9 protein-coding genes are annotated in these 12,953 nt (G+C 49.5%); all 9 read left to right on the top strand.

The genetic code is table 11. From position 1 onward, the window contains the following. The first annotated feature begins 130 nt into the window (after positions 1 to 130). The 9 genes from KJB30_RS12275 (at position 131) to resB (ending at position 12,807) form a co-directional block, all read left to right on the top strand. Positions 131 to 1,831: a tetratricopeptide repeat protein gene (locus KJB30_RS12275; protein ID WP_214299697.1), complete on the top strand. Its 1,701-nt coding sequence runs from the start codon at positions 131 to 133 to the stop codon at positions 1,829 to 1,831. Between the two features lie 74 nt (positions 1,832 to 1,905). Further along, positions 1,906 to 4,158 (top strand): tetratricopeptide repeat protein, encoded by a 2,253-nt coding sequence (locus tag KJB30_RS12270; protein WP_214299695.1) that lies wholly within the window; start codon positions 1,906 to 1,908, stop codon positions 4,156 to 4,158. A 143-nt stretch (positions 4,159 to 4,301) separates the two neighbouring features. After that, positions 4,302 to 5,435 (top strand): alanine racemase, encoded by a 1,134-nt coding sequence (gene alr, locus KJB30_RS12265; protein ID WP_214299693.1) that lies wholly within the window; start codon positions 4,302 to 4,304, stop codon positions 5,433 to 5,435. Between the two features lie 50 nt (positions 5,436 to 5,485). Further along, on the top strand, positions 5,486 to 6,529 hold the full coding sequence (gene selD, locus KJB30_RS12260; protein ID WP_214299691.1) for a selenide, water dikinase SelD: 1,044 nt from the start codon (positions 5,486 to 5,488) through the stop codon (positions 6,527 to 6,529). A gap of 4 nt (positions 6,530 to 6,533) precedes the next feature. Beyond that, a complete protein-coding gene (locus tag KJB30_RS12255) occupies positions 6,534 to 7,850 on the top strand; it encodes an ASKHA domain-containing protein (protein WP_214299689.1) in 1,317 nt (438 codons plus the stop codon). A gap of 157 nt (positions 7,851 to 8,007) precedes the next feature. Then, on the top strand, positions 8,008 to 9,564 hold the full coding sequence (gene purH / locus KJB30_RS12250; protein WP_214299687.1) for a bifunctional phosphoribosylaminoimidazolecarboxamide formyltransferase/IMP cyclohydrolase: 1,557 nt from the start codon (positions 8,008 to 8,010) through the stop codon (positions 9,562 to 9,564). Between the two features lie 85 nt (positions 9,565 to 9,649). Beyond that, the gene (gene purD / locus KJB30_RS12245; RefSeq protein ID WP_214299685.1) at positions 9,650 to 10,921 is read left to right on the top strand and encodes a phosphoribosylamine--glycine ligase; all 1,272 of its coding nucleotides are present in this window, start codon (positions 9,650 to 9,652) and stop codon (positions 10,919 to 10,921) included. 87 nt (positions 10,922 to 11,008) lie between these two features. Beyond that, positions 11,009 to 11,266 carry a cytochrome c7 gene (locus KJB30_RS12240; RefSeq protein WP_214299683.1) on the top strand — a complete coding sequence of 86 codons (258 nt, stop codon included), beginning with the start codon at positions 11,009 to 11,011 and terminating at the stop codon, positions 11,264 to 11,266. Positions 11,267 to 11,442: 176 nt separating this feature from the next. Then, a complete protein-coding gene (gene resB / locus KJB30_RS12235) occupies positions 11,443 to 12,807 on the top strand; it encodes a cytochrome c biogenesis protein ResB (protein ID WP_214299681.1) in 1,365 nt (454 codons plus the stop codon). The last annotated feature ends 146 nt before the right edge of the window (positions 12,808 to 12,953 follow it).

The following is a 12,953-nucleotide window of genomic DNA, read 5'->3' as shown; positions in this document are numbered from 1 at the left end:
AGTATTATAAAGTCAATTCAATTGCTTTGAGATCAGATAGAATAGAAATTTGTGATCTTTTATGGTACACCTGCAACTCTCACACAAGCATTGAATAATCATGACGGAGCAGGGTATATCAAGAGAAATCTTGAATAATCGAGGTATTATTTTGCTGGTGCAACGATTTAAATCCAGAAATGATGTAGTTGTTTTGTTGCTGTTCGCTGCAATTGGAATAGTTCTCTATTACAGTGCGTTTGCTGGTCCGTGGTTGCTGGATGATAATCATCTGATTCTAGGAAACGACGGTTTAAGAGATCTTGGAAATCTTTTTAAAAATATCTTTTCACAACGTGGGCTATCGTACTTAACCTTGGGATTGAATGTCTGGTTGGGAGATCTTGTTCCTCACTATTTCAGATTGGTGAATTTGGCCCTGCACGTTGGTACTTCGCTGGTCGTTTATAAACTTCTGTCCAGAATTTTTAAAGGTTACCTGCCATTACTGGGTGGGTTGCTGTTTCTTGTTCATCCTGTTCAGACCCAGGCGGTCAATTACATCGTCCAGAGAATGACATGTCAGGCGGTTTTTTTCGCATTGACTTCACTTTTATTTTTTTCAAAAGGTATAGACGACCTTAATAGCACGTGCCCTTCCAGTTATTCAAAAAAAGCAGGCTATTGGCTGGCTGCAACAGTGTGCGGGATGTTTGCCGTCTTGAGTAAGGAAAACACAGCTGTCCTGCCAATCATGTTTTTCCTGTGGGCTAAATGTATATCTCCTGCCACGAAGTTCAAGCACGTATTGGGGTATTCAATCCCTGTGTTCATTGTTGTTTTGCTGCTTGCGCTGTCTCACTTTAACAAGCCTGAAACAAAGCTTACTGATAATCCGGGAAAAGCTGAATTCTGGATGATTGATCGAGTCGTCCCCCGCATTAATAATGCTCAGGGCGAAAAAGTGTTTTCAGGGGCTCATGTAAGATACCTGGATGTTTTGCCCGATAGTTTGGAGCTTTCACAATTGTATCTGGCAACGGAATCGATTGTTGTCTGGCGTTATGTAGCTTTGTTTTTGTTGCCTTTGCATCAAGCAGTTGACCATGCCTATCCGCTCGTTGACGGAGTTATTTCTGCTAAGGTTGTCTTTGCTGCCTCTGCACTGTTTTTTTGTCTCTTTGCTTCCCTTGTTGTTTACAAACGATACCCATTATTGACCTTCGCAGTCGTATGGTTTCTCCTTGCCTTGGTTATTGAGTCATCGATAATACCGCTTGATCCGCTTGTTGAACACAGAGTGTACTTCTGCATGTTCGGTTTGATAGTTGGTACTTTGTACCTGCTTGCCAGTATAAAACCAGAACGAATCAGAATCGTCGCATCTGTTGCACTGGTGTTGATACTGTCCGGTTTAACCTGCAAGCGTAATGCTGTCTGGGGTGATGAGATTAAACTCATTCGTCACGATATCGATGTAGCTCCTCATAATCATCGAAATTACCTTGCTCTATCAACAGCTTATGCGGCTATTGGTAATTGGAGCGAGGCAGAAACGTCGGCACGTACTGCCATTCTAAAGCATTCCAGAAATCCAGCAGCGTATGAAAATTTGGGGAGTGCATTGGCAATGCAGGGCCGCCATCTTGAAGCTGTCGGTTATTATCAGACAGCACGCTCCCTTAATCCCCGCTCGCCCGGCGTACTCTATAATCTCGGTCTGGCACTGATCAATCTTGGGCGATACGATAATGTCCAGGATTGCCTCAATCTGCTGAAGCCTCTCGATCCCCTGCTAGGCGCTGATCTGGAAAAGAGCCTGCTGTCTGCCAGGCATACTTCCGGCAGATAAACGCCGGATGGAAAACCCGGGCAGCTCCGCCGGTTTCGGGTTCACCACACGATCTCATAAGGAGAGTTTTGATCATGCCCCATACAAAGCTGATTCCGGTCATAACGGCGGGGCTGTTTTTCATCGTCGGTTTCGTGTTGTACCTGCCCGCTTCCAGTGGGGGTTGGTACATGGATGATTGTCACATTTTCCTCTATAGCCCTGATCTCGCAAATGCCACGTTCCAGAATGTGATCAATCAGCTGGGATTGCCCAGGGGGCTGTCTTTTCTATCATTCTCGCTCGATAAACTTGTGTGGGGCGTCAACCCGCTTTACTCGCGCTGGGTAAATGTTGCTCTCCATGTCGTCAACAGCCTGCTGGTAGCTGTTTTGTTTCGACAGATTACCGGCGCAAGGCGGTGGTCCCTGCTCATGGGTCTTCTGTTTTTGTGCCACCCCGTGCAGTCCTCGGCGGTCAGTTACATCGTGCAAAGAATGACGCTGTTAAGCGCTCTGTTTGCGCTGCTTTCAGTAATTCTTGCGGATCGCTACCTGTTGATAAAGCGTGACAGGCCTGCAGAAAACCTGATTGCTATCCTGCTCTTGGCGGTAATGTGCGGGCTTCTTTCCTGTATGGCCAAGGAAAATACCATTCTGCTGCCGGTGATAGTGTGCGCCATGGCGTGGTACCGCGGAGGCGACAAATTGTGCGCGGGATGGAAAACAGCAGTAGCGGCTACGGCTGTGATCCCGGTTGTTACTGTTGGATTGCGGCTGCTGTCGCTGGGGTCCGTAACCGTGGCGCTGGATAGCAATTTTATACCGGTTGGTGACACTGGAGGGCCTTTTTATGACTTCGTAAGAGATATGTCATGGCTGCCCTTCAGGTACTTTCTCTCCCAATTGGAGGTGTTCTGGGTCTACATCAAGCTTGTCGTCATGCCATATCGACAAATGCTGGACTATTCATGGCCAATGCCCGACCTGGTTCCAAGGCCGCTTCACGTTGTGACATTCATCCTGATATTTACAGTGGTCATGACAGTGTTCAGGTTCAGGAAACGTTTTCCCCTGACTTTTCTTGGGGCAGTGTGGGTGATCTTTTTCATGGTATTGGAATCGAGTTTCCTGCCTCTCGATCCTATTTTTGAACATAGGCTCTATCTTCCCTTATTTGGAATTATCCTGATTTCCTATGAGCAATTTTTTGCCCGTTTGCACAGGATGGGGCCTGTTATTGTCAGTATAATCCTTGTCGGCCTTTCATATTCAACCCTGCTCCGGAATGCGGAATGGGGGGATCCGGTCAGGTTCTGGAAAAGCAATGTCGAATATGCAAGTAAAGCAGGTCGACCGAGATTCAGTCTTGCGGAACAGCTGTTTTTCGCCGGAAAGTATCAGGAAGCAACAAATGCCTTGGAACCGTTGACTCGTCTTCTCCCCGGCAATAAAATCGGAGAACTTCAGCTGAGGACCGCTGAAGCGCGTTTTTTTGCTGGTGAACATGAAGCGGCTCTGGAGATTTTCCGAAAAGCTGCCCAAGAGGATTCCACGCTGAATATTCATGATTTGTATCAGGCGCAACTGGCGATCCAATCAGGCCGCTATGGCGCTGCTGCACAATTACTGGAAACTGCGGACGCAAAAGAGTCTAAAACGGTATTCAGCTATTACCTGCGAGGTTTGCTTGCTGAAAAACAGAATGAATACAACAAGGGAATTGAGTATTATCAGAAAGCGATTGATGGAGTGACGTCAGGAAGGGTTTTCAGCAGCACGAAACTGCATTTTGAGAGAGCCTTTGCAGATTGGTCACGACAGAACCGAAGCGTGCTGATAACTCGAATTTCACCTTGGCTTGACCGACAAAGAGAGGTGGTTCGAGCCGACCCTGGAAATAACGTATTGCGGGGAAATTGGGCCAATCAACTACTGGTTTTGGGGTTGTATGATGAGGCCATAGCAGAGTATGAACATTTAAAAATGTACATTCCTGATTCGTGGCGCCTGCACTATAATTTGGGAATAGCTTATTCAAAAGTAGGCAAGACCGGTGCGGCTGAGGACTCTTACAAAAAAAGTCTCGCACTTTCCCCCAGGAATCCCAATGCCATGCTGAACTATGGATTATTGCTGTATGAAAGGAATAACCTCAGGAAAGCAAAGAGTACCCTTGAATCGGCACTTGGCTATGCGGGTGGTGACGGCAGTATCTGGATTGCTTACGGGAACTTGTTGAACAAGCTTAATGACCGGAACGGTGCATTGGCAGCCTACAGAAAAGCTCGTGGCCTGCCTGGATACGGTGGTGTGGCCCAGCGACTGATCGAAGAGAATACAAACTAACTGCTAACTGGTTCCTTATCCTGAAACTCCGGATAGCTCCAACATAAAAGAGGTTAATCGTTACGCTGCACATGTAAATCCCAAGATTGACGTTGCCAGGAAAGAAAAAACTTTCCGGACGGAATCTAACCAGAGGAGTCATTTTGTACGATAGCCGCCCAACATTTGCCGAGATTGATCTTGCAGCTCTTCGCCATAATTTCCAGGTGGTGAGGTCATCTATTCCACGAACTACCGAGATTTTGGCTGTGGTAAAGGCCGATGCTTACGGTCATGGATTTATGGATATCAGCCGGGAATTGGAAGAGCTGGGTGTCAATGCTTTTGGAGTCGCATTTCTGGCAGAAGGTATTCAGCTCCGCAAAGCTGGAATCGATAAACCGATTCTGCTTTTGGGGGGTGTGTATCCGGGGCAGGAGCGTAAATGCATCGGTTATAACCTTTCCACAATAGTATTTGCTTTGGAGCAGGCCCAGACTCTCAACCAGGCAGCCGGCAAACTATTTCGCAAAGCGAAAATCCACCTGAAGGTCGATACCGGCATGGGGCGCCTTGGTATCCCCTGGAATCAGACACCTGAATTTTTAAAGGAACTTGCCAAACTACCCCATATCTTGCTTGAAGGAATTGTTTCCCACTTTGCAAGTGCGGATGAGCTGGATGAATCGGGCCAGCATTTCACTAAAATTCAGACTGAGAGGTTCCTGTGGGCTGTAGCCGAATCCCGTAAGGCCAAGTACACGCCACGCTACATTCATATTGCCAACAGTGCTGCGGCCCTGCTGAAGAATGTGTCTGACTGCAATCTCATCCGCCCCGGAATCGCCCTGTATGGGGCCGCGCCCTCTCCGGATTTCCAGGGCAAGCTCGATCTGCACCCGGTCATGCGTTTGAAAAGCAGGATTGCCATGCTGAAGTGGGTTGAACCGGGAACGACCATCAGCTATGCCCGTCGCTTCACTACGAGTGAGCGGTCCTTGATTGCCAGCGTTCCGGTAGGCTATGCTGATGGCTATCCTCGAGCCCTTACCAACCGCGGTGAGGTGCTGATAAGGGGGCAGCGGGCCCGGGTCGCCGGCACGGTCTGCATGGATTGGATCATGCTGGATGTGACTGCTATACCGGATGTGGCAGTCGGAGACGAGGTGGTGCTGATCGGATCGGATAAATCGGGCAACCGCATTTCCGGTGAAGAATTGGCCCAGGCTGCCGGAACCATACCATATGAAATTTTCTGTGGTATCAGCAAACGAGTACCAAGGGTGTATCTTAAGTAGAGCTGGGACCAGCTTGGGACCGTGTAAAATGATTTTTAACTGAAAAGGATGTGACCGTGAATGACATCAAACTGACACAGATGGTAAAAGCCGCCGGTTGAGCTGCGAAACTGGGCCCTGCAAGCCTGGCGAAGGCCCTGGATGGGCTTTGGACAACTAAACGCGATCCTGATCTGCTTGTGGGGCCGGAAACATCCGATGATGCCGGGGTCTACAGAATAGCGCCGGGTTGCGCCCTGGTAGAGACGACCGATATAATCACCCCACTGGTGAATGATCCCTATACTTTTGGACGTATCGCGGCTGCCAATGCGGTTTCCGATGTGTATGCAATGGGTGCCCGGCCAGTGACAGCCATGAATCTGGTCTTTTTTCCGGCCTGTTCGCTGCCGGGGGATGTTCTGGGCGAAATTCTGGCTGGCGGTCAAAGCGTGTTGTCTGAAGCCGGAGTCTGCCTTGTAGGTGGGCATACGGTAGAGGATGATGAGTTGAAGTATGGTCTTGCCGTGACCGGTCTGGTGGCGCCAGAGGAGGTTATTCGCAACTCGTCTGCATGTCCGGGGGATGTGCTGATCCTGACAAAACCTTTGGGAACCGGCATCATTTCTACAGCCATCAAGGGAGAGGTCGCACTGCCGGCGATGGTCGAGAAGGCTGTGGGCTGGATGACCACACTCAACCGGGCGGCAGCTGAACTTATGAAAGAGTGCCGCGCCACCGCCGCCACAGATGTAACCGGCTTCGGGCTAATCGGGCATGCCTGCGAAATGGCCCGTGGTGCAGGGGTGACAATTAACCTGAATATTGATGCAATTCCTCTGATGTTGGGTGTGCATGATCTCATCGCCGATGGTATGGTGCCGGCCGGATGCTATCGTAACCGTGATCACTATCTTCCATGTGCCGATGTTTCCGGAATTGATGGTGATGCTTTATTGCCCCTGTTCGATCCTCAGACTTCGGGAGGACTGCTGATCGCCTTCTCTCCTGAAGATGCCAGCGTTTTTCTGGCTGAAGCCAAACATCGCGCTATATTTGCCCTTCCGATCGGATCTGTGACTCCTTCTTCATCCCACTTGATAAAGGTTGTTTAAAGTTATGTATGCGCTCGCCGTGGATTTGGGCACAACCACCCTGGCAGCATCTCTGATCGACTTGGCCAGCGGACAGCGGCTGGCCATGGTTGGCAGTATGAACCCTCAACGCAGCTTTGGGGCTGATGTTGTCGCGCGACTCGATGGTGCAGTCAATTCTGCGGATACATTGCAAGAAATGTCGCGCATAGTCAGGATCGAGTTGAGGCGTTTGGCTGCCGAGCTCTGCAAGATGGCAGGAATTACCTGGAAAGAGGTGGGGCAGGTTGCAATTGCCGGCAACCCCACTATGCAGCATCTGTTGATGGGATTGCCTGTACGCACTTTGGCTTTTCCACCCTACCGGCCACTCCATACCAGCGGTACCTGGTTACAGGCCAAACAGCTGGAGTGGGAAGGTGATGCAAAGGTTTATGTTTTTCCGATGCCGGGCGGTTTTGTTGGGGGAGATACCGTTGCTTTTCTTCATGGGACCATGAACCGGGAACCTGGGACTGGGGACGAGGGACTAGTAAAAGCGGGAAGCCAAGAACTGGAGAAGATTTCCAGGTCCCCCGTCCCCGGTTCCCCGTCCCTGTTTTTAGACATGGGGACCAACGGGGAAATGGCACTGGTGAATCAAGATACCATCTGGGCTACTTCTGCGGCAGCAGGGCCGGCTTTTGAGGGGGGCAATCTGACCTGCGGCATGGCTGCTCTCAAAGGTGCAATCAGTTCGGTGCGCATAGATGATGAGCGGGTGAAGCTAGGGGTGATCGGTTCTGTTCCACCTCTTGGTATCTGTGGCTCAGCCGCCCTAGAGGCAGTTTCCGAACTCCTGAAAGCCGGCATAATCGAACCCACCGGCAGATTGCGTAATGCGGATGAGATACCTTTCAGCCTTGGTGCGCGGGTGGTTCAGAACAAAAATGAGAATGCTTTTGTACTTCACAGGGATGCGCAACGCGTTCTGATGCTGACTCAGGGAGACATTCGCCAGATTCAGCTGGCCAAAGGCGCTCTCAGGGCGGGCATGGAGGTCCTCTTCGATCGGGCGTGTATACGTTGTCAAGCCTTGCAGGATGTGGTTTTGACTGGATCATTCGGAGCTGTTTTGCAGCCGGAATGGCTTAAAATCATTGGAATCTTCGACGAAAGCATGGTACATAAAACCCGTTTCGTCCCCGAGGGGGCCTTGGTGGGTGTTGAACAGGTTTTTATGGCAAACGACGGTTTTGATGCGGTGGAGCGTCTGGCAGAAAAGTTCCGGGTTGTGCCGCTCTCAGGTACGCCGTTGTTTGAGACCCTGTTTCTGCAGAATATTAATTTTACCGGTTTATAATCCTCCACATAAAAGACCATTGAGATAGCAAAAAGTGCAGATTATAGGTAAAGACTTCAGGTCTCTTTGCCTTTGATTCAAGCTGCTCTGTACTCTTGTGTTTTTGTATTTGTTCCATTTTTAATAATGATGCATTACCGAAAAAAAGGAGAAAGACATGGCAAAAATCACTCGCGCGCTGATCAGCGTCTCCGACAAGACAGGTATTATTGAACTATCCAAAGAACTGGCCGGTTATGGAGTGGAAATTCTCTCTACCGGTGGTACGGCAAAACTTCTGCGCGAAGCCGGGTTGGTAGTCAAGGACGTTTCTGAATTTACCGGATTCCCTGAGATGCTGGATGGACGGGTCAAAACCTTGCATCCCAAGGTTCATGGCGGTTTGCTCGGTATGCGCAGCAATCCGGAACATGTGGCCAAGATGAAGGAACATGGCATCGAGAATATTGATATGGTCGTTGTTAATCTTTACCCCTTTGAATCCACTGTTGCCAAGGAAGGGTGTCATCTAGAGGACGCAATTGAAAATATAGATATTGGTGGGCCGACTATGCTTCGTTCTGCTGCCAAAAATTATCCTGATGTCACCGTCCTCGTTGACGCAGGCGATTATGCCGCCGTGCTCGATGAAATGAAAGCTAACGGCGGGGCGGTTTCTCAAAAAACCAACTTCGGCCTGGCTGTCAAAGTTTTTCAGCATACTGCAGCGTATGACGGAGCTATTTCCAACTATCTGGGAGCCCGTCTGGGCGAAGCCGTGGATGCATATCCGGCCACTTTCACCATTCAGGTTAAAAAGGCTCAGGATCTCCGCTACGGTGAAAATCCCCAGCAATCTGCAGCTTTTTATGTGGAGAAGGAAGTTGCAGAGCCGTGTGTTTCCAATGCTGTCCAGTTGCAGGGCAAAGAGCTTTCCTTTAACAACATCATCGATCTGGATGCGGCTATTGAGACGGTTAAAGAATTTGAACAGTCAGCGGCTGTCATCATCAAGCATACCAATCCCTGTGGTGTAGCTCTTGCGGATTCACCGTTGTCTGCTTATCTGAAAGCGCGTGAATGCGACCCGGTTTCGGCATTTGGTGGAATTGTCGGTTTCAATCGGCAGGTTGATGCCGATACGGCTAAAGAATTGACCTCCACTTTTCTGGAAGCGGTTATTGCCCCGGGCTACAGTGAAGAGGCCCTGGCGATTTTCACAGCAAAGAAAAATGTTCGGGTGATGCAGGTACCGCTGCTGAGCGACTATAACGCCTGTGGATATGATCTGAAAAAGGTCGTCGGCGGTCTGCTGGTTCAGGGGCGCGACCTGGGTATGGTACGGGCCAGGGAATGCCAGGTTGCGACCGAACGTATTCCGACAGCATCGGAATATGAAGCTCTGGATTTCGCCTGGAGGGTCTGCAAGCATGTCAAGTCCAATGCAATTGTCTTTACCAGCCGCGATCAGACCGTCGGTATCGGCGCAGGTCAGATGTCGCGGGTAGATTCGTCCAGAATTGCAGTGCAGAAATCGCTTCTTCCGATCAGGGGTACTGTCCTGGCTTCGGATGCCTTTTTCCCTTTCCGTGATGGTGTCGACGCCGCTGCAGAAGCTGGCGTGACGGCCATCATCCAGCCAGGCGGCAGCGTGCGTGACGAAGAGGTCATCAAGGCTGCCAACGAGCACGGCATTGCCATGGTCTTCACCGGCATGAGACATTTCAAACATTAAAACACGGATCGGGGACCGTGGGAAAGGGGCTGGTTTTTGCGTTGCCGGTCCCCAGGCCCCCAGCCCCTAGTCCCCGAGGTACAAAATGAAGATTCTTGTAATAGGTGGGGGTGGTCGTGAACATGCCCTGGTGTGGAAGATAGCTCAATCTCCCCTTGTGGAAAAACTGTATTGCGCTCCCGGCAATCCCGGAACGGCAGAGTTGGCTGAGAATCTTCCTCTGCAGGTGGACGAGCTGGACAAGCTGCTGGAATTCGCTCTCAAAAATGATATCGCTCTTACTGTTGTGGGTCCGGAGCAACCGCTCTCCCTTGGGATTGTCGACCTCTTTGAGAGCAATGGCCTCAAGATCTTTGGCCCTCGGAAAAATGCGGCCATCATCGAAGCCAGCAAGGCTTTTTCAAAGGATTTAATGCTGAAATATAATGTGCCGACAGCTGCTTACGGTGTTTTTACGGAGGTTGGTCCGGCAGAAGCATTCATTGACCGGACAGGCCTGCCTATTGTGGTCAAGGCGGATGGTCTTGCTGCTGGTAAGGGGGTCATTATTGCCCAGACCCGTGATGAGGCGGTTGGCGCTGTCAAAGACATGCTCGGCGGAAATGCTTTCGGTAGTGCCGGTTCCCGTGTAGTGATCGAGGAATTTCTTGTTGGTGAAGAAGCCTCCTTTCTGGCCATCACAGACGGAAAACACATTGTTCCTCTTGCCAGTGCTCAAGACCATAAGGCAGTGTTTGATGGGGATCTGGGGCCCAATACGGGTGGCATGGGGGCATATTCGCCTGCACCGGTGGTCACACCTGAAATTCATGAAATCGCCATGGCTGAGGTGCTGCGTCCTACTATTGATGGTATGGCTACCGAAGGACGCCCTTATTGCGGTGTGCTTTATGCCGGGCTGATGGTAAAAGATGGGCAGGTAAAAACTCTCGAGTTCAACGCACGGTTTGGAGACCCGGAATGTCAGCCACTGTTGATGAGGATGAAGTCGGACCTTGTTCCGGTGCTCATGGCTGTCGCTGACGGCGACCTCTCCACCACCGTAATCGAATGGCATGATAAGGCTGCAGTTTGTGTTGTCATGGCAGCTGAAGGATATCCCGGTTCGTATCGAAAGGGAGATGCTATTGAAGGTTTGGAAGAGGCAGCCCAGTTGGAGGATGTGCATGTTTTTCATGCAGGGACTGCTTTGGACAGTGGACGCTGTGTGACAAACGGCGGCAGGGTTCTCGGCGTCACTGCTCTTGGGGAAACGGTGCAGACAGCTATTTTAAAAGCATATCAGGCTGTAGGTGCCATTAGTTGGAAGGGAGCTCATTACCGCAAAGACATCGGCAAAAAGGCTATTGACCGCTGATTTGCGGGATACTGTATACAGTAATGCACTTGACAGTGACAGAACTCGACTGTATTATTACAAAAAATTATTAGGAGGTAGTTCACAATGAAGAAGATTGTAATCATGTTTGCTCTTGTTGCTTTTGCAGGTTCCGCTTTTGCAGCTGATGTAATTGAAATGAAAAAAGGCGTAAAGTTCAACCACAAGGTCCATCAGGCTGCTGTAGGTGACTGCAAGAAATGTCACGAAAAAGGTGCCGGCAAAATCGAAGGTTTCGGTAAGGACTGGGCACACAAAAATTGCAAAGGCTGCCACACAGACATGAAGAAGGGGCCGACCTCCTGCAAGGAATGCCACAAGTAAAACAGTTGTTGTAGATTTTAGCTGACTTTTAGGGGTAACAATTTGAAATTGTTACCCCTTTTTCTTTTGATTTTGTTTGTAAAAGGCAAAAAAGCGCTACACCTTTAGGGGGAATTAGGCTATTATTCACGCTATTCTTTAGACTCCAACCGGGATTACACAGACGGGAGACACAATTGGCACCCACCCAACGTAGCTTCGCTCAGTCAATCTGGGAATTTTTCTGCTCACTCAAATTGACAATTTTTTTGCTCATTTCCCTCGCACTAACCTCGATCATAGGAACTATTCTTCCCCAAGGGCAATTACCGCCTGAGTATGTGGCCCAGATTAGTCCTACCAAGCTGCAGATTTACTCTAAGCTCGGCTTTTTTGATATGTACCACTCGTGGTGGTTCATAACATTACTCTATGTCTTCAGTCTCAATCTTGTTTGCTGTTCGATTAAGCGCCTGCCGCACGTTCTCAAGTTCATCAATGAACCTTTGCTGGTGCTGGGAGATAGCCAACGAAATACCTTTTCCTTAAAGCAGGAAATTCCTGTTTCAGGAGCTCCTGCTGCTGGTCGGGATACACTTGTTGAATTCCTGAAACGTGAAGTTGCATCGCCGGTTGTGACTGAGCATAGTGGAGAATACCACCTGTTTGCCCAAAAAAACGCGTGGTCCCGCCTCGGCGTTTATGTGGTTCATTTCAGTATTCTGGTTATTTTCATCGGTGCAATCATTGGATCTCTTTTCGGGTATAAAGGGTATGTTTCCATTGTAGAGGGGAGCGCTGTTTCTGCCGTTGAAGCCCGTAACGGGCAACAGATTTCGCTTGGTTTCGAGGTGCGTTGCGAAAAATTCGCCGTGGACTTCTACCCTACGGGGGCACCGAAAGAGTTTCGCAGTCTGCTTACCATTCTTGAAAATGGTCAGCCAGTTCCGGGTTATAAAGATGTCAAAGTTATTGTAAATCATCCGTTGAGCTACAAGGGAATCACCTTCTACCAGTCCAGCTATGGTCAGGCAAATGAGGGGAGTGAACATTACCTTACCGTAAACCAGCGAAATGGAGCCGGAGCTGAACGATTTGCTATTCACGAGGGTGAATCTGTCACTTTCAAAGATGGTACTACGCTCAAGCTTCTCGAAACTGCACAGGACGTACGGCCGTTCATGCCGGATTTTACCGGCGCAGCGGCACGTGTAGAAGTAACCTATAAAAACAAATCCCCACAGACGTTCATTGTTTTTAAAGATTATCCTGAAGTAAATGCACAGCGCGGCGATGCACTGATTTTTGGTTATCAGGGGACGAATGCCCGTATGTACACTGGGCTGCAGGTGGCAAGGGACCCGGGAGTGTGGGTAGTGTGGCTGGGATGTACACTCATGATTCTGGGCCTGTACATCGCCTTTTTCATGTCCCACAAGCGGGTGTGGATTGTTCTGTCCAAGGGGCACGCACGCATGTATGGAAACGCCAGCAAAAATCAGGCTGCTTTTGCAATGCAGTTTGAGGACTTGGCAGATAAGCTCAAAAATCAGAAAATATAGGAGCCTGTCGGACTGAGGGTATATCTATTGCAAATTCGTCTGAACGGCTTATATTTCGTCGCTTTCTTGGTCAATAGAACAACTATTGACCTGCAAAATCGTCTAAATCTGTCCTCGTCCAGCCGAATTTTCGCTACGATTTCCTA

It is taken from the genome of Pelotalea chapellei (assembly GCF_018531195.1).
Classification (GTDB): domain Bacteria; phylum Desulfobacterota; class Desulfuromonadia; order Geobacterales; family Pseudopelobacteraceae; genus Pelotalea; species Pelotalea chapellei.
The sequence above is the reverse complement of the archived record's forward strand: the minus strand, read 5'-3'. Positions and strand labels throughout refer to the sequence as shown.